Annotated in this window: 27 protein-coding genes; 5 read left to right on the forward strand and 22 right to left on the reverse strand. The window is 62.8% G+C overall.

Annotated elements, in window-relative coordinates:
• The first annotated feature begins 106 nt into the window (after positions 1-106).
• Positions 107-412, forward strand: a complete 306-nt coding sequence (locus tag ACKLNA_RS15770; protein WP_102620197.1) for a type II toxin-antitoxin system RelE/ParE family toxin — start codon at positions 107-109, stop codon at positions 410-412.
• On the forward strand, positions 409-696 hold the full coding sequence (locus ACKLNA_RS15775) for an addiction module antidote protein (protein ID WP_408986372.1): 288 nt from the start codon (positions 409-411) through the stop codon (positions 694-696). The genes ACKLNA_RS15770 and ACKLNA_RS15775 overlap by 4 nt, the downstream gene beginning before the upstream one ends.
• 47 nt (positions 697-743) lie before the next feature.
• Here the strand turns inward: ACKLNA_RS15775 and ACKLNA_RS15780 are convergent, their stop codons facing one another.
• From ACKLNA_RS15780 to ACKLNA_RS15880, 21 genes are read right to left on the reverse strand one after another with little or no spacing between them, the layout of a single operon-like run.
• Positions 744-1,184 (reverse strand): excinuclease, encoded by a 441-nt coding sequence (locus ACKLNA_RS15780; protein WP_119429522.1) that lies wholly within the window; start codon positions 1,182-1,184, stop codon positions 744-746.
• A gap of 20 nt (positions 1,185-1,204) precedes the next feature.
• Positions 1,205-2,440: a beta-ketoacyl-ACP synthase gene (locus ACKLNA_RS15785; protein WP_085711068.1), complete on the reverse strand. Its 1,236-nt coding sequence runs from the start codon at positions 2,438-2,440 to the stop codon at positions 1,205-1,207.
• On the reverse strand, positions 2,440-3,168 hold the full coding sequence (gene fabG, locus ACKLNA_RS15790) for a 3-oxoacyl-ACP reductase FabG (protein ID WP_408986373.1): 729 nt from the start codon (positions 3,166-3,168) through the stop codon (positions 2,440-2,442). The genes ACKLNA_RS15785 and fabG overlap by 1 nt, the downstream gene beginning before the upstream one ends.
• Positions 3,161-3,625: a hotdog family protein gene (locus ACKLNA_RS15795; protein ID WP_408986374.1), complete on the reverse strand. Its 465-nt coding sequence runs from the start codon at positions 3,623-3,625 to the stop codon at positions 3,161-3,163. The genes fabG and ACKLNA_RS15795 overlap by 8 nt, the downstream gene beginning before the upstream one ends.
• Entirely contained in the window at positions 3,622-4,818 is a 1,197-nt protein-coding gene (locus ACKLNA_RS15800) for a beta-ketoacyl-[acyl-carrier-protein] synthase family protein (RefSeq protein ID WP_408986375.1), read from the reverse strand. The genes ACKLNA_RS15795 and ACKLNA_RS15800 overlap by 4 nt, the downstream gene beginning before the upstream one ends.
• A complete protein-coding gene (locus tag ACKLNA_RS15805; protein WP_408986376.1) occupies positions 4,815-5,297 on the reverse strand; it encodes a hypothetical protein in 483 nt (160 codons plus the stop codon). The genes ACKLNA_RS15800 and ACKLNA_RS15805 overlap by 4 nt, the downstream gene beginning before the upstream one ends.
• Positions 5,297-6,022: a class I SAM-dependent methyltransferase gene (locus tag ACKLNA_RS15810; protein WP_408986377.1), complete on the reverse strand. Its 726-nt coding sequence runs from the start codon at positions 6,020-6,022 to the stop codon at positions 5,297-5,299. The genes ACKLNA_RS15805 and ACKLNA_RS15810 overlap by 1 nt, the downstream gene beginning before the upstream one ends.
• On the reverse strand, positions 6,019-7,266 hold the full coding sequence (locus ACKLNA_RS15815; RefSeq protein ID WP_408986378.1) for an NAD(P)/FAD-dependent oxidoreductase: 1,248 nt from the start codon (positions 7,264-7,266) through the stop codon (positions 6,019-6,021). The genes ACKLNA_RS15810 and ACKLNA_RS15815 overlap by 4 nt, the downstream gene beginning before the upstream one ends.
• A complete protein-coding gene (locus tag ACKLNA_RS15820; protein WP_408986379.1) occupies positions 7,253-8,413 on the reverse strand; it encodes a sodium:proton antiporter in 1,161 nt (386 codons plus the stop codon). Before ACKLNA_RS15820 ends, ACKLNA_RS15815 begins: the two co-directional genes overlap by 14 nt.
• Positions 8,410-10,749: an MMPL family transporter gene (locus tag ACKLNA_RS15825; protein ID WP_408986380.1), complete on the reverse strand. Its 2,340-nt coding sequence runs from the start codon at positions 10,747-10,749 to the stop codon at positions 8,410-8,412. The genes ACKLNA_RS15820 and ACKLNA_RS15825 overlap by 4 nt, the downstream gene beginning before the upstream one ends.
• Positions 10,733-11,335: an outer membrane lipoprotein carrier protein LolA gene (locus ACKLNA_RS15830; protein WP_408986381.1), complete on the reverse strand. Its 603-nt coding sequence runs from the start codon at positions 11,333-11,335 to the stop codon at positions 10,733-10,735. Before ACKLNA_RS15830 ends, ACKLNA_RS15825 begins: the two co-directional genes overlap by 17 nt.
• A complete protein-coding gene (locus ACKLNA_RS15835; RefSeq protein WP_085685400.1) occupies positions 11,332-11,757 on the reverse strand; it encodes a thioesterase family protein in 426 nt (141 codons plus the stop codon). The genes ACKLNA_RS15830 and ACKLNA_RS15835 overlap by 4 nt, the downstream gene beginning before the upstream one ends.
• A complete protein-coding gene (hutH, locus tag ACKLNA_RS15840) occupies positions 11,750-13,294 on the reverse strand; it encodes a histidine ammonia-lyase (protein WP_408986382.1) in 1,545 nt (514 codons plus the stop codon). Before hutH ends, ACKLNA_RS15835 begins: the two co-directional genes overlap by 8 nt.
• The gene (locus ACKLNA_RS15845; protein ID WP_408986383.1) at positions 13,275-14,222 is read right to left on the reverse strand and encodes a glycosyl transferase; all 948 of its coding nucleotides are present in this window, start codon (positions 14,220-14,222) and stop codon (positions 13,275-13,277) included. The genes hutH and ACKLNA_RS15845 overlap by 20 nt, the downstream gene beginning before the upstream one ends.
• On the reverse strand, positions 14,219-14,953 hold the full coding sequence (locus ACKLNA_RS15850; RefSeq protein ID WP_408986384.1) for a glycosyltransferase family 2 protein: 735 nt from the start codon (positions 14,951-14,953) through the stop codon (positions 14,219-14,221). Before ACKLNA_RS15850 ends, ACKLNA_RS15845 begins: the two co-directional genes overlap by 4 nt.
• Positions 14,946-16,625 carry an AMP-binding protein gene (locus ACKLNA_RS15855; protein ID WP_408986385.1) on the reverse strand — a complete coding sequence of 560 codons (1,680 nt, stop codon included), beginning with the start codon at positions 16,623-16,625 and terminating at the stop codon, positions 14,946-14,948. The genes ACKLNA_RS15850 and ACKLNA_RS15855 overlap by 8 nt, the downstream gene beginning before the upstream one ends.
• Positions 16,622-17,167: a hypothetical protein gene (locus ACKLNA_RS15860; protein WP_085711081.1), complete on the reverse strand. Its 546-nt coding sequence runs from the start codon at positions 17,165-17,167 to the stop codon at positions 16,622-16,624. Before ACKLNA_RS15860 ends, ACKLNA_RS15855 begins: the two co-directional genes overlap by 4 nt.
• Positions 17,164-17,418, reverse strand: a complete 255-nt coding sequence (locus ACKLNA_RS15865; protein ID WP_007909503.1) for an acyl carrier protein — start codon at positions 17,416-17,418, stop codon at positions 17,164-17,166. Before ACKLNA_RS15865 ends, ACKLNA_RS15860 begins: the two co-directional genes overlap by 4 nt.
• Before the next feature lie 9 nt (positions 17,419-17,427).
• The gene (locus ACKLNA_RS15870; RefSeq protein WP_169428534.1) at positions 17,428-17,688 is read right to left on the reverse strand and encodes a phosphopantetheine-binding protein; all 261 of its coding nucleotides are present in this window, start codon (positions 17,686-17,688) and stop codon (positions 17,428-17,430) included.
• Complete coding sequence (locus tag ACKLNA_RS15875; protein ID WP_248738577.1) at positions 17,669-18,478, reverse strand: 1-acyl-sn-glycerol-3-phosphate acyltransferase; 810 nt, start codon at positions 18,476-18,478, stop codon at positions 17,669-17,671. Before ACKLNA_RS15875 ends, ACKLNA_RS15870 begins: the two co-directional genes overlap by 20 nt.
• The gene (locus tag ACKLNA_RS15880; RefSeq protein ID WP_408986386.1) at positions 18,454-19,179 is read right to left on the reverse strand and encodes a beta-ketoacyl synthase chain length factor; all 726 of its coding nucleotides are present in this window, start codon (positions 19,177-19,179) and stop codon (positions 18,454-18,456) included. Before ACKLNA_RS15880 ends, ACKLNA_RS15875 begins: the two co-directional genes overlap by 25 nt.
• Before the next feature lie 370 nt (positions 19,180-19,549).
• Here ACKLNA_RS15880 and ACKLNA_RS15885 point away from each other — a divergent pair, with 370 nt between their 5' ends.
• On the forward strand, positions 19,550-20,320 hold the full coding sequence (locus tag ACKLNA_RS15885; protein WP_408986387.1) for a ParA family protein: 771 nt from the start codon (positions 19,550-19,552) through the stop codon (positions 20,318-20,320).
• A 45-nt stretch (positions 20,321-20,365) separates the two neighbouring features.
• On the opposite strand, the gene trxC is transcribed toward ACKLNA_RS15885, so the two are convergent.
• The gene (trxC, locus tag ACKLNA_RS15890; RefSeq protein ID WP_114881153.1) at positions 20,366-20,800 is read right to left on the reverse strand and encodes a thioredoxin TrxC; all 435 of its coding nucleotides are present in this window, start codon (positions 20,798-20,800) and stop codon (positions 20,366-20,368) included.
• Positions 20,801-20,994: 194 nt separating this feature from the next.
• Here trxC and ACKLNA_RS15895 point away from each other — a divergent pair, with 194 nt between their 5' ends.
• Both ACKLNA_RS15895 and ACKLNA_RS15900 read left to right on the forward strand, forming a co-directional pair.
• The gene (locus tag ACKLNA_RS15895) at positions 20,995-21,291 is read left to right on the forward strand and encodes a type II toxin-antitoxin system HigB family toxin (protein WP_408986388.1); all 297 of its coding nucleotides are present in this window, start codon (positions 20,995-20,997) and stop codon (positions 21,289-21,291) included.
• Positions 21,288-21,689 (forward strand): type II toxin-antitoxin system HigA family antitoxin, encoded by a 402-nt coding sequence (locus ACKLNA_RS15900; RefSeq protein ID WP_408986389.1) that lies wholly within the window; start codon positions 21,288-21,290, stop codon positions 21,687-21,689. Before ACKLNA_RS15895 ends, ACKLNA_RS15900 begins: the two co-directional genes overlap by 4 nt.
• Position 21,690: the final 1 nt, after the last annotated feature.

Raw genomic sequence — 21,690 nt, forward strand, 5'->3', positions numbered from 1 at the left:
GACGTAACGCGCAGCAAATTACGGGTATGGCGAGTGTAGACGCCGTATATCGGACAGAGAGAAGTCCATGTAGAGTGCGTGTAGCTTAGCGGCTACACTTGCGGCCATGACTGAGATACTTCGAAGCTCCACATTCTCGAGCTGGCTTGTGAAGCTGGCTGATAGTCGCGCCAGGATGCGTATTCAGGTGCGAATTGATCGCATGGCTGATGGGAATTTCGGTGATGTCAAAGCCATTGGCGAAGGGATCAGCGAAGCCCGAATTGACTATGGCCCGGGATATCGGGTCTATTTCATGCAGCAAGGTCGTCAGCTGGTCATCCTCCTTTGCGGTGGAGACAAGAGCAGTCAATCTCGAGACATCAAGCAAGCCAGGCTCATCGCGGAATCCTGGCAGGAGCAAAACCCATGACCGAACAATTCACTCGTTGGGACTCAGCCGAGTACCTCAAGACAGAAGAGGACATGGCCAACTATCTGGACGCCTGTATGGAGGAGGCGGGGGACGACCCGGCTTTTATTGCCAAGGCACTTGGCACTATCGCTCGGGCGCGTGGCATGAGCCAGGTCGCGCGCGATGCAGGGCTGTCACGGGAAAGCCTTTATCGCGCACTGTCAGGCGAGGTAAATCCCGAGTTTGGAACGATCCTCAAAGTCATGAAAGCGCTGGGGCTGAAGTTGCACGCCAGCACATGATCTGAACTGAAAGGGCGCCGAAAGGCGCCCTTTGTCGTTTCCGGCGGTTACTGAACCGTCGCCAGATCACCCTTCAACGCAACGCCGGCCATGATTGCGCCGGCGTGGCATTCGTAGTTTTTCGCGTCCTTGCGCTCGTTGCTCTTGTAGAAGCTGACGATGTTGGTCACGGCATTGGCGCCGGCGTTTTTCGCCGCCTGGTGCAGGCTGATGATCGCCGATTGCACGACCCACTCGCAGGCTTCCTGGTCGGACTTGTTGAAGGCGTTGGTCTTCTTGTTGGTCACCGCGCCAGGGCTGACGACGCTGACTTTGCCGGCCGGGGCGTTGCCCGCCAGATAGAACTTCACGCTGCCGTCGATCTTGCCGGTGCGGGTCGCTTCGGCGACCGCTTTGTCGAATGGCAGATAGACCGCCGTGTCACGGGCCTGGCTGACGGCCGGCAAGGCACAGATGAGCAGGGCGGCAGCGAGTTGGTTGAAGCGCATGGAGGTCTCCTTGACCCGGATTAATTCGGTTGCGTCCAGCGGCGGAAAATCAGCGAGGTGTTGACCCCGCCGAACGCGAAGTTGTTGTTCATCACGTAGTCGTGGTGCATCTGGCGGAATTCGCCGCGCAGGTAGTCGAGCTTGCCGCAGTGCGGATCGACTTCGTCGAGGTTGAGGGTGTGCACGTACAGGTCGCGATTGAGCATTTCGATGCTGAACCATGACTCCAGCGCACCGCAGGCACCCAGCGTGTGGCCGAGGAAACTCTTCTGCGAGCTGATCGGCATGTGTTCGCCGAACAGGCTGCTGGTGGCCAGGGTCTCGGCGATATCGCCCTGTTCGGTGGCCGTGCCATGACCGTTCACGTAACCGATGGCATCAGGCGTGAGGCCGGCGTCTTCCAGTGCCAGCTCCATCGCACGGCGCATGGTGACCTGTTCCGGGCGGGTGGTGTGCTGGCCATCGGCGTTGCTGCCGAAGCCGACGATTTCGGCATGAATGTGCGCACCGCGAGCGAGGGCGTGTTCCAGTTCTTCGAGCACCAGCATGCCGCCGCCTTCACCGATCACCAGGCCGTCGCGGCCCTTGTCGTATGGGCGTGGCGAGGTTTGCGGCGCATCGTTTTTCAGGCTGGTGGCGTACAGCGCGTCGAACACCATGGCTTCGGTCGGGCACAGCTCTTCCGCACCGCCGGCGAGCATCAGCGGCAGGCGGCCGAACTTGATCGCCTCGTAGGCGTAGCCGATGCCCTGGCTGCCGCTGGTGCAGGCGCTGGAGGTCGGGATCAGGCGACCGGTGAGGCCGAAGAAGATGCTGATGTTCGCCGCTGTGGTGTGCGGCATCATCCGCACATAGGAGTTGGCGTTGAGGCCTTCGGCCACCGAGTTGAGCAGCATGTTGCCGAACGCCTTGATCTCGTCGGTGCTACCGGTGGACGAACCGCAGGCCACGCCCATGCGCCCGTCCTTGATCGACTCATCGCCCAGCAGGCCGGCATCGGCCAGCGCTTTTTCCGCAGCGCCGACGGCCAGCCGCGAGACCCGGCCCATGCTGCGCAGTTGTTTACGGGTCCAGTGCGCCGGCACCAGAAAATCATCGATCGGCCCAGCCAGTCGGGTGTTGAGTTCGCTGAAACGATCCCACTCGTCCATCCGGCGGATGCCGCTGCGGTTGGCCGCAAAGTTGCCGGCGATGGTGTCCCAGTCGCTGCCCAGCGAGGTGATGCCGGCCATGCCGGTGACGACAACGCGCTTCATCAGCACAAGCCTCCGTTGACCGCCAGGACTTGGCGGGTGATGTACGACGCTTCCGCCGACATCAGGAAATTCACCGCACCGGCCACCTCTTCAGGAGTGCCCATGCGTTGTGCCGGGATCATTTTCATCAGTTCTTCCACCGGCACGTTTTCGTCGAGCATGGCCGTGTCGATCAGGCCCGGCGCGACACAGTTGACTGTAATTTTGCGCTTGGCCAGTTCGATCGCCAATGCCTTAGCGGCACCGATCACGCCAGCCTTGGAAGCGCTGTAGTTGACCTGGCCCCGGTTGCCGATCAGCCCCGAGACCGAGGTAATGCAGACGATGCGACCGGCGGCGCGACGACGGATCATCGGCATCATCACCGGGTGCAGAACGTTGTAGAAACCGTCGAGGTTGGTGCGCAATACCACGTCCCAATCGTCGTCGCTCAAGGCAGGGAACGCGCCGTCGCGGGTCAGGCCGGCGTTCAGCACCACGCCGTAATAGGCGCCGTGAGTTTCGACGTCGGCTTCGAGGATGGCTTTGCAGGTTTCGCGGTCAGCCACGTCGAACTGCAGAATGCGCGCATTGCGCCCGAGCGCTTCGACTTCGGCTTTCACCGCTTGCGCTTCGGCCACGCCACTGCGGCAATGCAGGACGATATCGTGGCCAGCCTGGGCCAGGCGCAGGGCGATGGCGCGGCCGATGCCACGGCTGGAGCCGGTGACCAGTACGAATTCAGTCATCGTTCGACTCCTTCAATTGTTCAAGATATTGCGCCGCGTGCGGCGGGCGGAACACGTTCAGCCGGGCGCTGGCTTCGATGCCGGGCGCATTGATGTGGCATTCGAACACGCCCATGCCGTTGTCATCTTCCAGCGAGCGGATGCCGTGGATGGTCAGTTCACAACCGACGGGAAACGCCTCGACATTGCATTCGAATTTGCGGGTGCCGAGCAGAAAGCCCAGCTCCACCGCATTGCCTTTCTGCCGGGCATGGCAGCCAGCGAATGCAGCGACGCTCTGCGCCATCAGCTCGACGCCGACCCACGCCGGCAGGCTGCCGTCGGGCAGGTTGAACAGGCCATCGGGCTTGACCGTGAGAGTGGTGTGGATCTGCTCCTCGTCGAAGCTGAGGATCCGGTCGATCAGAATCATGTCGCCAGCGTGGGGCAGCAATTCGGCGAGCGGCCAGTCAGTCATGGGGCGTCTCCGATAATCAGGCTGACGTTATTGCCACCGAAGGCAAACGAGTTGCTCATCAGGTAGCGGGGTGCAATGGACGCCAGGCGCTCGCTCGCGGTCACCCACTTCAGCGCTGGCAGGTCCGGATCGGCCTGACCGTCCCAGACGTGCGGCGGCAAGGCGTGCTCGGGGTTGTCGGCACTCAGGCTCAGCCAGCAGAACGCGGCCTCCAGTGCGCCGGCAGCGCCGAGAGTGTGACCGGTCATCGGTTTGGTCGAGGAACAGGCCACGCCCTGCGGGAACAGGGTGGAAACGGCCAGGCTTTCCATGGCGTCGTTGTGTTGGGTGGCGGTGCCGTGCAGGTTCAGATAACTGATTTGCGTGGCTTGCAGCCGCGCGCGATCCAGCGCCTGTTGCATCGCTTGCAACGCGCCCCGGCCGGACGGCTCAGGTGCGGAAATGTGATGAGCATCGGAACTGGCACCGGCGCCCAGTACGGCAATGGCCGGGCCGTCGCCGCGCTGTCTGCTCATGACGAACAGCACCGCAGCCTCGCCGATGTTGATGCCGTTGCGGTTGGCTGAAAACGGGTTGCAGCGCTCCCCGGAAACAGCTTCCAGCGACGAAAAACCATTGAGCGTCAGTTTGCACAGACTGTCGACACCCCCGCAAAGCACCGCATCGCACAGCCCCAGATCGAGCAGGCGCTTGGCGCTCATCAGGGCCCGGGCGCTGGAAGTGCACGCGGTGGAAATCACGTAGGTCGGGCCGCTCAGTTGCAGCCAGTCGGCGAGGAAGGTCGCCGGGGCGCCGAGTTCCTGCTGCCGGTAGTCGTAATCGGCCGGGAACTGCTGGTTGCGAATGTAATGCGCCAGACCCTGGCTGGCCTCGTCGATACCCGAGGTGCTGGTGCCGAGCACCACGCCGATGCGGTCCGCGCCATAGGTCCGAATCGCAGCGTCGATGTCGTCGCGAATCTGCAACGCCGCTTCCAGCATCAACTGATTGTTGCGGCTCTTGTGCGCCGCCATCTGCGGCGGAATGGGCGCCAGATCACCGCGTACGGCGGCCACCGGCAACTCGCGTTCCGGCACCCAGCCAGCCTCGTGGCGCATGCCCGAGCAATCACCGGCGAACAGGTGGTGGGCGACTTCTTGCTTGTCACGGCCCAGGGCGCAGATCACGCCGAGGGCATTGAGGTAGGCGGTCATGGCGTCGATTCACCTAGGGGAGACACGCGATAGTGCGGGCCTTGGGGCAGATTCAATTCGAAGCTCGACGGTTGTGAATATCGGACGTCCCAGCGTGCCGGCAAGGAGCGTTGCCCGTCGTGTTGCTGCGCGGTGGGGTAATTGCGTGACAGCTCGCCGGCAGGCGTCAGGGCGAATAGCAGCGCCGCGAACAATTCTCGGGCTTCCGGATTCGGCGGCAGCAGTCCGTCGGCCTGCCAGCGTCCGTCGATCAGTTGCTGACGGGCCTGGGGAATGCCCAGCGGATCCATCATCGACCAGCGGATTCCCGGACCCTCGCGCTGGATCACCAGCAACCAGTCCTGACGCTGTCCGGCTTGCTGGCGCTCGATGTGCAGTTGCAGCGGCAAGGGCAGCGTCGGGTTATCCACAGGCAGCGGCGCCTTGCTGGCGCAAGCGGTCAGCAGCAGGACGCAGGCGAGCAGCAGAACACGCAGCATCAGACAGCCTCTTCCAGCGGTTTGCGCGCCACGACGTTGACCAGGGTTTCTTCACGCTGGCCAAACGGCTTCGGTTTGCGCAGGCCAAAACGTTCTAGCAGGCCGAAATCCTTCGCCCGGCTCCACCACAGGTACGGGTAGGAAACATTCCGTTCGCCGAATTCGAAGCCCTGCTGGCGGATCATTTCCAGATACTGCGCCGCACTCTTCTGCACATGCATCGGATGACGGAACAGCCAACGGATGACCCACGTATCAATGTAAGCCTCGGTGGACTCGGCGAACAGCAGATAACCACCCGGCTTGAGCACCCGGTGGAACTCGGCCAGGGCCTTTTCCTGTTCCACCAGATGATGAAAGGTCTGGTGACAGAACAGCAGATCGACGCTCGCATCCGGCACATTCAGTGTCGCGCAGTCGCTGCCAATCAGTTCGACCTCGAAACCCTGACGCGCGGCTTCTGCGGCGCTCAATTCCAGGCTGTGCGGGTCGGCATCGACGCCGATCAAACGCTGTGGGGCGAAAGTCTGGCGCAGGTGGCCGAAGGATTTGCCCTGGCCGCAGCCTGCATCCAGCAGCACCGGATTGGCCGGCAGCGACTCGCTGAACAGTCCGCGCAAATCGTTGATCGCCACGCGCAACACATGGTGCTGCCAGGTGTGGCTGCGCAGGAACCAGAAGCCGAAACGGGTTTCCTCGACGTAGCTGTCGCTCAAGTAATTCATGGGGCGTCCTTTGCACAGAATTCGGAAATCGTCTTCAGCCGGCGGCGTGCTTCGCTGACGAACGGGTTGCGTTCGTCCCAGGCGTAACCGGCGAGAATCGAGCAGATCATGCGACGGATGTCCGGGGAGGCCTGCTCATGGAAAATCACGTCCTGGAAAGTACCGGCATACCAGCCCTCGACGTAGGCGCGGAAGGTGTCGACGCCGCGTTTCAAGGGTTCGGCGAACTCGCTTTGCCAGTTCACGGTTTCGCCCTGCAACTGCCGGTGCAATACGCCGGCGGCCATGCTCGCCGAGCGCATGGCGATGGTCACGCCGGAAGAGAACACCGGATCGAGAAACTCGGCGGCGTTGCCCAATAAAGCAAAGCCCGGGCCGTGCAGGGTTTTCACGTTGGCCGCATAGCCGCCGAGGGTGCGCGCCGGCGTGTCCCACACGGCGTTGTTCAGCACCTTCGCCAGGCTTGGCGTTTCAGCAATGAAACCGCGCAGGCAGGCATCGAGATCGGCGTCGCGACCATTGAAATGTTCGGCTGCCGCGACCACGCCCACCGAGCAGCGACCGTTGCTGAACGGGATCGTCCAGAACCAGATGTCGCGATGTTGCGGATGGGTGGTGACGAGGATTTTCTCGCGGTCGAAGGCCGGATGATCGATGTGATCTTCGACGTGGGTGAACACGGCCTGGCGCACCGGGAAATTCGACGGTGCTTCCAGGTCCAGCAAGCGTGACAAAACGCGGCCGTAGCCGCTGGCATCGAGAACGAAACCGGCCTCGACACGGTACTCGCTGCCGTCTTCGCGACGCACATCGAGTCGCGGACGCGGGCGGTCGAAATCGACGCTGACGATGGCATCGCCATAACGGATTTCCACGCCTTGCAGCGCGGCTTGATCGGCCAGCAGTTTGTCGAAGTCGGCGCGTTGTACCTGGAAGGTGGTCGGTTTGCCGCCGGTGAACGTGTCGCCGAAATCGAACGCGCTGTAGCGCTCGCCCCAGGCGAATGCCGCGCCGGTCTTGCGCTGGAATCCGGCGGCGTTCACCGCTTCAAGCATGCCCGCTTCTTCGACGAAATCCAGGCAATGGCTGAGCAGGCTTTCGCCGATGGAAAACCGCGGGAAATGCTGGCGCTCGATCACCAGCACGTCGTGCCCCTTGCGCTTGAGCAACGCGGCGGCAATGGCGCCGGAGGGGCCGGCGCCGATGATCACGACCTGACGGGATTCCATTTCAACGATTGGCACGCGAGCTCCTGGATACGGCAATAGGGTTCAGTGACGCACGGTGCAGGCCGATGAAGGCCGGCAGCAGCGTCGCAATCAGGCCCATCAGCATCAGCGCAAAGTACAGCGCCGGGCTGATGAGCTGTTGTTGCAACAGCAGGTTGAGAAAAACGATTTCGCTCAAGCCGCGAATGTTCAGCAGTACGCTCTCGCGCCAGCGACTGGCGCCCTCGAACGATGCGCCGGCCCAGCCGAGGCCCAGCCAGTTGCCGAGCAGTTTGCTGGCGATCGGCAACAACAGCAGCGCTGCCCATTGCACCGCGCCGAGGCTGGCGAGGGCGCTGTGCACATCGATCTGCGCGATGCCGAAAGTGAGGATCAGCGGAATCGCGATCCACGTCTGCAAACGGCTCATCCAGCGCGCCGGCAGCGGCAGCACCAGCGGCACTTTCAGCACGGTCATGCACAGCAAATAGCCGATGCCGAAAATCAGCGCATTGAGCTTGTAGTGTTCGGCCAGCACCAGCAGCGCAAAGAAACCCAGGCTGTAAGTCAGTGGCCGGCGGATGCCGAACACACGCAGCAGCAACGGCACGCAGGCCAGCCCCAGCGGCAGCAACAGGCTGCTCAGGTGCAGACTGCCCTGGGCGAGGCCGAACAGGGTCCAGCAGGTCAGGTCGATCAGGATCGCGGTCTGCACCAGGCGCCGGGTCGCGGCGGGCGGATAGTCGATGTGGCGCAGATACAGATACAGCACCGGGATTGCGGTGATGGCGAACACCAGGCCGATGGCCAGCGAGTTGATCCACGGTTGCACCGGCAGCAGCCAGTACGCCGTCGCCAGCCCGCAGGCGAACGGCACGGCGAAACTTGGCAGGGCGATTTTCACGCTCTGGCGATCCAGACGCAGGTCGATCACATCGCTGAGAATGTGCCCGAGCAGCAGCGCGAAGCTCAGGCTGTAGAGGTTTTTCAGCCAGTCCGGCGCAATCAGATCGGCGCCACTGAGCTGCCAGCCCGGTTCGATCCAGAAATACATCAACAGCGGCAGGATGAAGCTGGCCAGCAGCAACTGGCTGACAATCGGAATCAACCCGAAATACCGGCCGACGCGGGTGGCCACGGCAAACAGCGCCAGGGCCATGCCCCAGAAGACTGCGACCATCATGCTACCGGCTCCGCGACTGTCGCGGCATGGGCATGTCGCCCGGCCCACGGCGCCAGCATGAAGCTGAAGGCCAGCCCGAGGCTCACCGACAACCCGAAATTGCTCACCGCCGGCGTACTCGACACCGCCAGCAGGCCGAACGACAGCCAGGTCGTCAGCGCCGCCAGCAAGGTGCCGAGCAGGCTCACGGCCGCGCCGCCAACCTGCTCGCGCATGAGGATTGCGTAATCGACGCTGATTGCCGTCACCAGCAGCAGGCCGAACAGGCTGAACAGGGTCAGCGGCTGACCGAGCCAGCCGAGGCTGGCCAGGCTGCACAGCGCCGCGAGCAGCGGCAGGGAAACGATGCGCAACGCGCCACCGAGACCGAACGGCAGGATCAACACCAGCACGATCAGCACGCAGGAGGCGAGTTTCAGTTCGGCGGCGCTGATCTGGGTTTCGGCAAACACCCGGTTCAAGTCACCAAGGCGATCCACCAGCTCCACGCCGGGCAGGTCCAGCGCCTGCACCCGCAGCAGCGCCGGATTGTTCAGGCCTTGCAGGCTGACCATCGCCGCCACACCGCCCTCGACCGGTCCGAGCCACAAGGTGCGGTAAGGCTCACCGAGCGGACCGCTGAGCGCGGTGTCGATGTCTTCGGCGGGCAGTGACTGCAACTGCGCCAGTTCGGTTTGCAGGGCTGCCGGCGGAACGCCGACTTCAAGCAGTGGCTGCCAGAACTGCGGCAATTTGTTCAGCGCTTCGCGAACCTGCTGTTGCTGGCTCGGCGGGCCGACCAGTTGGTTGAGCGCCAGAAAACCCTGCAACTTGTCGAGGTTGACCAGTTGCTCCAGGCGCTCACTCAACGCGGCCTGACGTTCCAGCAGTTGCTCCTGGTTTTCCGCGCGTACGAGGAAGAACTGGCTGGTCGGTTGATAACCGGTGATGCGGGCGATGGTCTGCGCTTCATCGGTCAGATGCTGCGGCGCGCCGACCCACTGGCGGATGTCGTTCTTGCTCTGCAGTTGCACCAGACCGCCGGCGCAGAAGGCGATCAGCAGGGCGAACAGAATCGGTGTGCGCACGTGTTCCAGCAGGGTTTCCCGAAGGCTGACCATGCGTTCGGCCAGACGCAACGGCCACTGCGCCGGGCGCAATTCGACGCTGCTCAACAGCGCCGGCAGCAGGCACACCGCCGACAGGTAGGCACCGAGCAGGCCGGCGGCGGAGAACACGGCGATCTGGGTCAGGGCCGGGAACGGCGTCCAGGCCAGTGCCAGATAACCGATGGCGCTGGTGATCAGGCTCAGGGTCAGGCCCGAGACGGTCAGGCGCAGCGCCGGCCAGCTGCGCCAGGGTTTGAGGCTCCAGCTCTTGGACAGGTAGTGCAGCGGGTAATCCACCGCCACACCGATCAGGCTCGAACCGAGCACCAGCGTCATCACATGCAGGTGCCCGAACAGCGCCACGCAGGCCACCGCCCCGAACAACATGCCCACCAGCACCGGAATGAACGCCAGCAACACCCGCCAGCGACGGAAAGCGAGCAACAGCAGCAACAGAATGCCGAGCGTGGCGCCGCCGCCGACCCAGGAAATTTCCCGGGTCGCTTGCTGCTGACCGTTGGCCGCGTAGAGCAAACCGCTGGCGGCCAGCAGTTGCACATCGGATTTCGCCGCTTGCTCGCGGCTGTGTTGCAGCAGAGCGGCGACTTGCAGCGGCAGGTTCATGTCGAAGGCATTGCCAGTGGTGCGCGCACGCAGCAGCACCCAGCTCTTGCCGTCGGCATCGGCGATCAGCGCGCCGCTGCCGATGTCCAGTTGCACCGCGCCGTGCTGTGGCTGGCTGTTCTGAATGCGTCCGGTCAGGCCCAGCCAGTCGTCCTGGCTCGGCACCAGACTGAAACCGGTGAACGGGTCGAACAGTGCCTGCACCCGTTGCTGGATGAAGGCATCCGGGTGTTCGATCAGCAGTTGCCGATCATCCGCCGAGAGCATCGCCAGTCGTCCTTGCAGCAACTGCGTGCGCAGGGCGGGAAGGTCGGCTTGCAGATTCCACTGCACTTTTTCGAACAGACCGCTGGCCTGCCATTGCTCGCCCAGCGTCTGGGCCATGGCGACGGCTTGCTGGCGATCGGTATGCCCGACCAGCACCAACATTTCCCGGTTGAGCGGTTCCTGCATGCGTTGTTCGGCACGTTGCTCGACCGCGTCCGGATGGGTGCCGGGCACCAGTTCCATCAGGTTCGCCGACAGCGGTGCGCCGTCGCGCCACTGCCAGGCACCCAGTGCGACGACGGCCAGCAGCAGGATCAGGAACAGCCAGGGCAGCCTGCGTTCACTCGGCAAAGTCATGTTGCTCCGCGTCGCTCAACGGTTGGCCGGCGGTGCTGTCCTGCATGCGCAGCACAGTGCTGTCGCCCTGGGTTTCCAGCAGTTCGATGGTATTCACCAGCGTGCCGCCGGTGATGTTGATCTGGTTGAACACCTGCTTGAGCAGCACCGAGCGCGGGGTCAGTGTCAGGTGCCATTTTTGCGCGTCGCCGCTCAGGGCCAGTTCGAAATCCCGTTGCAGACCGCTGCTGTCACCTTGCAGCACGGCGAGGAACAAACGGTTCTGTTCGGCGCCGGCGCTCTTGCCGGGCAACAGTTGCCAACCGCTGACGTCACGGCGGGCGATGCCTTTGGCGTTGATGCGGTAGTCCTGCTGCAGCGGGGTTTTCAGCAGCCAGAGCAGACCGTAATGCTTGGCGAGGACAAAGTTGCCCTTGCTGATCAGCGGCTGGGGCAGGGCACGCAGGTGCTTTTCCTGGATGAACTGGCCGTGGATCACGTCCGGTTTCGCCAGTTGATCGCTCAGCTGTTGCAGGTCGAAGGCATTGGCCAGCGACGACAGCGTCAGCAGCGCCAGAGCCCCAAGGGATTTCACAAACACATTCATCGCAGCATCCTTTCCACGGCATCGGTGAAGACTTTCGGCGACGCCAGTTGCATCTCGCGGCTGCTCACCTCGACAGCGACCTGCACCGAACTGGCGCGGGTCAGGCGCTCGCCGGTCTCGGCGTCGGTGATCAGGTAGTGAATCTTCAGGCGGTTTTCCCACTCCACCAGGCTGGCGCGCACGTTCAGCCGCTGACCGAACACCGCGCCGCGCACGTAGCGCAATTGCAGGTCGATCACCGGCCAGGCGTAGCCCGAGTCGACCATCTGGTTGTAGTTGTGGCCGATCTTGTCGAGCAACGCGCAGCGCGCCACTTCCAGGTATTTCACGTAATGGCCGTGCCAGACGACGTGCATGGTGTCGACGTCAAAGAACGGCACGAGGATTTCCGTATCGGCGTGAAGCACTCCGGCGCTACGCATGCAGCCTCCAGTGTTGCTCGGCGATGCGTTTCAGGCACAGGCGCAGTTCGCCTTCCAGGGCGCGGTCTTCGATCACCGGCGGGAAGTCTTTGGCCAGCGCTTCGTGCATCGCGGCCAGCGACGGAGGCAGTGGTCGTGCGTCTTCATCACGGCCACGCAGCCACACACCCTGATTGGCCGCGAGCAGCGTGGCGGCGGCCACCTGTTCGGTCAGCTCCAGCACGCGAATGGCGTCGCGAGCGGCGATGGTGCCCATGCTCACCTTGTCCTGGTTGTGGCACTCGGTGGAACGCGAGAAGACGCTGGCCGGCATGGTGTTTTTCAACGCTTCGGCGGTCCAGGCGCTGGCGCCGATCTGCACAGCCTTGAAGCCGTGGTTGAGCATCGCGCGGTCGGCGCTGGCGCCGGACAGGTTGCTCGGCAAACCGTGGTTGTAACGCTCGTCCACCAACAGCGCGAGTTGCCGGTCGAGCAGGTCGGCGACGTTGGCCACGAGGTTTTTCAGGCTGTCCATGGCGAACGCGATATGCCCGCCGTAGAAGTGCCCACCATGCAGCACGCGCTCGGCTTCGGCGTCGATGATCGGGTTGTCGTTGGCGCTGTTGAGTTCGGTCTCGATGAACGAACGCAGCCAGTTCAGGCTGTCGGCCAGCACGCCGAGCACGTGCGGTGCGCAGCGCAGCGAGTAGCGGTCCTGCAGACGATGCAGCGGCGCGGTCGGCGCGTCGATCGCCAGATCCTTGCGCAGCCACGCGGCAACCTTCATCTGCCCCGGATGGGGCTTGGCGGCGAACAGGCGCTCGTCGAAGTGTTCCGGATTGCCTTGCAACGCCACCACGTTCAAAGCGGTGATACGCGTGGCCAGTTGCAGCAGGTAATCGGCGCGGGCGTAAGCCAGGCAGGCGAGGCCGGTCATCACGGCGGTGCCGTTCATCAGTGCCAGCGCTTCTTTCGGGCGCAGCACCAACGGGGTCCAGCCCAGTTCGCGGTGCACATCGGCGGACTGGCGGCGTTCGCCACGGAACATCACTTCACGCTCGCCGGACAGGGTCGCGGCAACGTAGGACAGCGGCGTCAGATCGCCGCTGGCGCCCACCGAACCCTCTTCGGGAATCAGCGGCAGGATGTCGTGTTCAAGGAAGGCATGCAGGCGTTCCAGCAGTTCGATGCGCACCCCGGACACGCCGTGGCACAGCGACTGCAAACGGGCCGCCAGCACCGCGCGGGTGGCCTGGGCGTCGAGCAGTTTGCCCAGACCGCAGCCGTGGAAGGTGTACAGGTGCTGCGGCAGCGCTTCGACGTGATGCAGCGGCACCGCGACCACGCAGGAGTCGCCGTAACCGGTGGTCACGCCGTAGATCACGCCTTCCTTGTCCAGCAGCGAATCGAGGAACCGCGCGCCCTTGGCGATGCGTTCACGGTAGTCGGCGTCGCTCTGCAACTGCACGGGCGCCTGACGGTTGGCCAGGGCCAGCACGTCTTCGATGCGCAAAGGGCGTTCGCCGAAGGTTACCGGCTCATGGGTTGGCGTCGTCATCGGTCTTCCAGAAAGGGTAAAAGTTGAACCATTGCCTGGGGGCTTCGAGGCAATAGTGACTCAGGCGTTCGGCGTAGCGGGTCGCCCACTGATGAATGACCTGTTCGCGGTCGCGGCGGGTCCAGGTCACGGCCTCGGTGAACGGCTCGAGGGTCAGGCGATAGTGTCCGTCAGGTTGCTTAAGGCACATCAGCAGATTGACCGGGCATTTCAGCAGGCCGGCCAGCAGCCACGGACCTTGCGGGAACCGCGCTGGATGACCGAGGAAATCCACGGTGACGCTGCGGCCGCCATGCAGCGGTACGCGGTCGCCGGCAATCGCCAGCCATTCGCCGCGCTCCAGGCGTTCATTCAGTTGCAGCATGACCCCCGGGTCCAGCTCGCTGACCTGGATCAGCCGCAGATTGGTCGCCCCGGCTTCGCCCAGCAGGCGGTTGAATTGTTCGGCGTGCTTGGTGTGCACCAGCACGTTCATGGTGACCTTTTCGCCGATCTCTGCCAGCGCCCGGCACACTTCGAGGTTGCCTAGATGCGCGCCCACCAGCATTTGCCCGCGACTGCCGCGCAACTGATTGCGCAACAGCGCCGGGTCGATGATTTCGATCTGCTCGATGCTCAACTTGCGGTTCCACACGTCGAGCTTGTCCAGCAGCGAATCGGCGAACGCCATGAACTGCCCGAACACGCGCCACAGGCTCGGGCGCAATTCCTGGCGTCCGCTCCAGTCGGCGAGGCGTTGCTGATACTGCCAGGCACTGCGTCGGGCCGTGCGGCCGAACAGGAAGAAGTACAGGACGATGCCGTACAGCAACGGGCTCAGCAGGCGTCGGCCAAGGACCCTGGCGGCGAACGCGGTGAATTTCATCAGCAGGAAACTGCCGCGCTCTTCGCGGTCGGCCCAGTGCTTCTTGTCGGTTTCGACCGTCATGCGCGCCACCGTCGCCAGAGGATCGCGGGCGAGCGCAGCAACATGCCGAAGAACAGGCGCGTGTGCATGCTCGAAATCAGCACGTTGTCGTGGAACATCCGAAAGTGCGACACACCGTCCAGCGGGTAGTGCACGCTGGTTTGCAGCCAGCGCATCGGCTGGTTGCGCCAGGACAGGCGCACGAGGATGTCCGAGTCGAAATCCATGCGCTTGCCGATCCGCGCCGAGTCGATCACTGCCAGTGTCGGCTCCAGCGGATACACCCGGAAGCCACACATCGAGTCGCGGATCTGCAGCGACAGGGTGTTGATCCACACCATCACGTGAGTCAGGTAACGGGCGTACAGGCGACCCTTGGGCACGCTGGTGTCGTACAGCGGATAACCGCAGATCAGCGCTCGCGGATGGGCGCGGGATTCTTCGACGAAACGCGCGACATCCTGCAAGTCGTGCTGACCGTCGGCGTCGACCTGCAAGGCGTGGCTGAAACCCAGCCGCGCGGCTTCGCGCAGACCGGTCATCACCGCGCCGCCCTTGCCCTGATTGGTGGTGAGGCGCACCAGATACACCCGCTCGCGCTCGGCCAGCACATCCAGCACGGCTGCGCAGGATTTGCTGCTGGCGTCGTCCACCAGAATGCACGGCAAGCCTTGGGCGAGCAGGGCATCGACCACGGTGGCGATCGCGGTTTCGTGGTTGTACACCGGGATGACCGCACAAGGATTATGCATTGCCAGTCCCCAGCAGAATCCGCCCGCTGGAGCAGGTGGCGGTGTCGTTGCGGTAGGCGAAATACAGCTTGCCGCGTTCAGGGTCGAAGCGCAGGTGCAGCTGGATTTCATCGCCGGGGCGCACCAGTTGCTGGAACTTCAGCACTTCCATGCCGGCGAACGCGCCGGACAGGTTCAACAGTTGGCGACCAAGGTTCAGTGCCCACTCGACCTGCACCACGCCGGGCAATACCGGGGCCTTGGGGAAGTGACCGCTGAAATAGGCCAGATCTGGCGGCACACTCAGTTGCAGGCTCCACTCGCCATCGGTTTCGGTTTGTTCCAGCACCTCCGGTGCCTTCGGACGCGGCGCCAGCAGCAAGGCTTCGACGTCGGCCTGGGGCAGCTTGCCCTGAGGGTTCAGCGGCAGTTGTCGCAGCAAGCGCCAGCGCCGGGGCAGGGCGAGGGCTTCGCAATGCTCGCCGAGGTGACGGCGCAGGGTTTCGGTGAGGCTGCGGCGGCCGTGTTCACGCAGGGCAAACAGGCCGGATTCGCTGAGCACCAGCAAGGCACCGAGGGACGCGCGGTTTTCCTGCACCACACCGAGCCGTGCTTCGGCGACCCAATCGTGGGCGACCAGGGCTTGTTCCAGCATCGGCAGGGAGATGCGTTTTTCTTCCAGTTTGACGATCCGGTCCAGCCGCCCGAGCAGTTCGAAGCGACCATCGGCTTCGATGCGTGCGGCATCGGCGGTGTGTTCGACATGCCCGGCGGGCAGGTACGGCGAGGCGATCAACAGGGCGCCGTCGCCGTCCTGGCTCAGCTCGACACCAGCGAACGGCTGCCACAGCTGTTGGCCCTGACGCCAGGCGATGCCGCCGGTCTCCGAGCTGCCGAGGATTTCCGTCGGCCACTGCCGCAAGCGCTGGTGCAGGCTCTGCGCGGCATCTGCCGGCAACGCGCCGCCGGAGGAAAACACCCGGCGCACGGCGCTCAGGGCCGGCCAGTCGAGGTTGTCGCCCATGCGCTTGAGCAACGCCGGGCTGGCCACCCAGGCGAAGGCCGGGTGTTCGCGGCTGGCGCGCTGCATGTCTTCCGGAAAGGCCAGTTGTTTGCGCAGGAACGGGCGGCCGGCACACAGCGGCCACAGCACACGGAACAACAGACCGTAAATGTGTTGGGTGGCGACGCTGCCGATGATGCAGGCCTCAGCGAGATCTGCGCCCCACAGTTTTTCCAGGGCTTCGACTTCGTTGGCCAGTTGCCGCAGGGATTTGTCGATGCGCTTGGGCTCGCCGCTGGAGCCGGAGGTGCACAGGCTCAGGCGGCACTGGTCGAGATCCAGTTCGGCGCCTGTCAGTGCGGTGTGCTGCAAATCGCTCAGGTGTGCGTCGTCTGCATGATCGGTCAGCCACAGGTCGACTTCGTTCGACCAGCGCTGGCGGGTCTGCGCTTGCAGATCCGCAGGCAGCAAGACGCTGATGCCGGCACGCCAGGCACCGAGCAGGGCGATGGCCAGTTCTGCGGCATCTTCCAGGTGCACGGCCAGACGTCGCACGCCCCTGGCTTGCAGGCCGGCGGCCAGGCTCAGGGCCTGTTCGCGCAGGTGTGCGTGATCGAGTGCCGGCGCGACGGTGACGGCGCGCTGCGGCAGATCCTTGAGCAACAGCTGCTCAAGTTTTATCCAGTTCATGGGCGACCTCTTACCCGTTGTCGTATCAGCCATTCAATGGCAAACATCAGGCCGATCAATCCGTAGGAGATCAGGCCGGTGTACAACATCCACCAGTGCAGCGGCGCCCAAAGGGTCAGCAGGGCCGCGCACAAGCCGTTACAGAAAAAAAACACGCTCCAGGCCACGGTGACCTGGCGGGTGTAGCGGATCGCCTCGGGCGGCAGTTGCGGCTCGCGAATGCGCGCCAGACGTTCGACCATCGGCGGGCCGTATTTCAGGCTCAGGCTGAACAGCACCAGCATGAAGCCGCTGATCAGTACCGGATACCAGCGCAGCAACAGCGGGCTGTCGAACAGCGCCAGCAGCAGGCAGAACACGATGGCCACGCAGGCCATCCACAGACTGCCGGGCTTGCGCTCGCCGGTCAGGGCGCGGGCCAGCCACAGGCTGCCCAACAGCAGGCCGAACTGCCACGGCGCAAAATGCTCCATGCCGAAATACACCGCAAAGGGATACAACAGGCCCGCCAGCAGCAGGCCGAGGCCGATCAATCGGCTCATGCGGCCGGTTGAACCAGACGGTAGACCGCCTCGACCACGTCGCCGACGGTACGCACCGACTTGAATTCCTCGGCGGCGATTTTCTTGCCGGTCTGGCGCTTGATGTGGTCGATCAGGTCGACGGCGTCGATGCTGTCGATTTCAAGGTCCTGATACAGGTTCGATTCCAGGCTCACACGGGCCGGGTCCAGTTCGAACAGCTCGACCAGGGCATCGCGCAGGGTGTTGAAGATGTCGTCACGAGTTTGCATGGTCCGGTCTCAAGCTGCCTGTTTTGCCGTGACGAACGCCGCGAGGCTCGCCACGTTGGTGAAATGGTTGCGGGTGTCCTTGGCATCGGCGTCGATCTTGATGCCGTACTTTTTCTGGATCGCCAGGCCAAGCTCCAGGGCGTCGACGGAATCCAGGCCCAGGCCCTCGCCAAACAGTGTCTGGTTGTCGCCGATGTCGTCGACGCTGATGTCTTCGAGGCCCAGGGCATCGATGATCAGCAGTTTTATCTCACGGTGCAGATCGCTCATCTTCGGCGAGCTCCTTGATAAAAAAATGGTGCAGAAAGTCGTTGAGCTTGCGCGAGGCCTGCGGTGCAGGGCCCTGAGCGGCAAAGGTCTGTGGGTCTATATCGGCCCCGACGCGAAAACTGAAGTGAACTCGGCGGCTCGGGATGCGATACCACGGCTCGGCCTTGGTCAAAGTGGTCGGGCTGACCTTGATGATGACCGGAGTCAGGATTTTCGCACCGCGCAGCGCGATGGCCGCTGCACCCCGATGAAAGGCCGGTGCCTGACCGGGCTGAGTACGCGTGCCTTCGGGGAAAATGATCAGGGTCTGGCCATCCTGCAATGCGCCGGCGGCGGCATCGAGCATGTCCATGCTGCCGTCGTTGCTGATGTATTCGGTGCTGCGCAGCGGGCCACGGGTGAAAGGGTTTTCCCACAGCGTTTTCTTCACCACGCAATTGGCGTGGCGCACCAGACCGATCAGGAACACCACATCGATCAGCGACGGGTGGTTGGCGATGATCATCTGTCCCGGCCGACCGAGGCGTTCGGCGCCCTGGATGTCATAGGTCAACACGCCGGTACGGGCCATGAACCGGACGAAAAACCAGAACAGCCGACTGACGGTCTGCCGCGCCCGCTCGCGATGGGTTTTCGCATCACCCGGCAGGCAGCCCAGTAGCGGAAAAACCAGCAAACGCAGGCACAGCCCGCCCAGCCCGAAGAGGGCGAAGCTGAGGGCAGTGGCCAGCAGACGCCAGTAGTAGGCGTCGCGGTTTTTTTCGGTCACGGGTTGCGTTGCCAGGTCCATACACGATTTTTCCAGGCATGTTGGCAAAAGGATTGCTGGCCGAGCAGGGTTTGCAGCAGATTCAGTGCATGGGGCCATTGCGCTTTGGACAGTGCTTCGGGGGCGCTGTTCAGGGTCAGCCGCCAGTCGGTACCGGGGGTCAGCAGCAAGCCGACCGCGTACGGAAACGGCACATCATCGATCCACGCCGAATAGGCTTGAGGCGGCTGTTCTTCGGTGATCACCAACAGTACGGCGGGCGCGCCTTCCTCCAGCAGGGCGGCGGCTTCCAGCACGCCGTGTTCGAGTCCGTCGCCAGCGGCGGCGAGGGCCGTCATCTCGCTGGTTTCGCCGCGCATGATCGACCACAGGCCGATGATCGCGTTGTGCACGGAGAGACTGAACTGGGTCGGTGACAGCGGCTGCTCGTTGGCCAGGTCACTGAGGATGTCGAAGGTGCGCGGCGTTTCGCCGTGACGGGACACGAACACCAGCGGCAGGTTTTCCTGACCGTCTGCCAGTGGCCAGCCGACACTGAAGGCCATCCGCGCCAGGCGGCTGAGGCGGCGGCGCTGCATGGCGGGAAGGAACGACACATCGGGCGCTGCATCGCTGCTCGGGAGCACGACCGGCTGTCGGCTCCAGGCTTGCCAGGCGTCCACGCTGTCGAGCCCGGGAGCCCAGGCGCGCCATTGGGCGATGTTGAAGTTGATCACGGACATTCATCCCGCCCCTGCGGGCTAAATTTGACGCTGTTTTGCCAGCGCCGCGGACGCGCTGACCTTGCCGGAAGTGGCGTGGCGCTTGGCCCCGGGTGGCGCGCATTATCCCGGTGCGACGAGTGTGTAGCAAATGCTGGTTACATTTTGCGCTCTGAAATGGACCGAAGGGTACATTGCAAAAAATATCACTTGGCCATTATCCGGATTGTGAAGGGATTGTCTGTCGGGCATATCGGCGGTCGAAGGCAGCATTTGCGCCGTGACTATTGAGATATTTGCGTCTGACCCTGTAGTCCGTGTCCGCGAAGGTAGCGAAGCGGGGCCGGGCACCACTACACTCGGTCATTCTTTGATACACGGAGGTTTTGTCATGCGGCGCGTGGTGTTCAATCAGAAAGGTGGCGTGGGCAAATCCAGCATCGCCTGCAATCTGGCGGCGGTCAGCGCCAGCGAGGGTTATCGCACGCTGTTGGTGGACCTTGATGCCCAAGCCAACTCCACTCAGTACCTGACCGGGCTCACCGGTAATGACATTCCGATGGGCATCGCCGACTTCTTCAAGCAGACCCTGTCTTCGGGCCCGTTTTCCAAGAAGAACAAGGCCGATATCTACGAAACCCCGTTCGACAACCTGCACATCATCACCGCCACGGCGGAGCTGGCCGACCTGCAGCCCAAGCTCGAGGCCAAACACAAGATCAACAAGCTGCGTAAGTTGCTGGAAGAGCTGGACGGCGAATACGACCGCATCTACCTGGATACCCCGCCAGCCTTGAATTTTTATGCGGTATCCGCGCTGATTGCCGCTGATCGTGTGCTGATTCCCTTCGATTGCGACAGCTTTTCCCGCCAGGAGCTGTACGGGCTGATGTCAGAGATCGAAGAGTTGAAGGACGACCACAACGAAGGCCTGGAAGTCGAAGGCATCGTGGTCAACCAGTTCCAGGCCCGGGCCAGCCTGCCGCAGCAGATGCTCGACGAGTTGATCGCCGAAGGGTTGCCGGTGTTGCCGGTTTACCTCGCCAGCTCAGTGCGCATGCGCGAATCGCACCAGGCCAGCACACCGCTGATCCATCTCGATCCGCGACACAAGCTGACGCAGCAGTTCGTCGAGCTGCACAACCTGCTCGAAGACGCCTGAAAAAAGCCAGCGTGGGAGCAAGCTCCCACGCTGGCTGGTTTTGTGTCAGATGCCCTGACTGCGCAACCACGCCATCAGTTGCGGCAGCGGAAACGCGCCACTCTGCCGCGCCACCTCCCGGCCATTTTTGAACAGAATCAGGCTCGGAATCGAACGAATCCCCAACTGCGCCGACAACTGCTGATTGGCCTCGCTGTCCAGCTTGGCCAGCCGGCATTTGCCCGCCAGTTGCGCCGCCGCCTGCTCGAACACCGGCGCAAACGACTTGCACGGCCCGCACCAATCCGCCCACACATCCACCAGCAACGGCAGATCGCCCTTGATCTGGCTGGCGTAATCGCCTTGCTTGAGTTCGAACGGCTTGTTCAACAGCACCTCGGACTTGCAGCGCCCGCATTTCGGATGGTCGCCGAGGCGTTCGGCGGGAATGCGATTGAGGCCGTTGCAGGAGGGGCAGGGGATAAGGAGTGGGTCGGTCATGATCGGGATCCGGTGGAGAGCTGATAAGTCCTAGTTGGAGACGTTTGCTCATATTTTCAATCGTGCAGTGTTTGGCTGTGAGCCTAGGCTGAGATGGATCGATTGAGCCCGTTGGTCTGCTTGGTCGTATCGCAACTTGCGATAATTTTGATCTGTGATTAACTCCCCATAGCAGAGTGCGATAAGGATGTTGCATGCATGTCATCACCGGAAAACGAATACGAGAAGCGAAGGCCAAATGGCCTAACGCAGCCACCGCACTGGACCACTGGCTTGCAGTGGCGAAAGGGAGCAGATCGCCAGATTTTTCAGCGCTGAAGGCCCTGTTTCCAGCTGTCGATAAAGTGGGTGAATTTCACGTATTCGATATAGGCGGTAATAAGCTGAGGTTGATTGCCTATGTCAGATATCGACCTCAAAAGTTGTACATCAGGCATGTGTTGGATCATCGCGAATATGACCGCGGAAAATGGAAGGAGGCTAAGGCATGAGTGTTCTGATCAAAAAAGCTGCTGAGCACTGGGAGTTCGTCTCGCCATTGCTGCGCAAGCCGAAAAGCGAAGACGACTACGACAGGCTCGTTCATGCACTTGACGAGTTGCTCGAAATGACGGGCGATGATGAGTCTCATCCTTTAATGAGTCTGGTAGATATCATCGGTGACTGGATTGAAGAATGGGATCGTGTGCATCACCCGACGCCGAAACCACCGGGTTTTGAAGTACTGGGATATTTGATGCGTGAGCATGGTTTGACCCAGAGCGATTTGCCGGGTGTGGGCACTCAGTCTGTTGTTTCGGAAATCCTCAGTGGAAAGCGCCAGTTGAATCTGCGGCAGGTCCGCTGGCTGGCCGAGCACTTCAAGCTACCTGTGGACGTGTTCATCTGAA

The organism is Pseudomonas sp. UV AK001, from assembly GCF_046097675.1.
In the GTDB taxonomy this organism is placed as follows: Bacteria; Pseudomonadota; Gammaproteobacteria; order Pseudomonadales; family Pseudomonadaceae; genus Aquipseudomonas; species Aquipseudomonas kribbensis.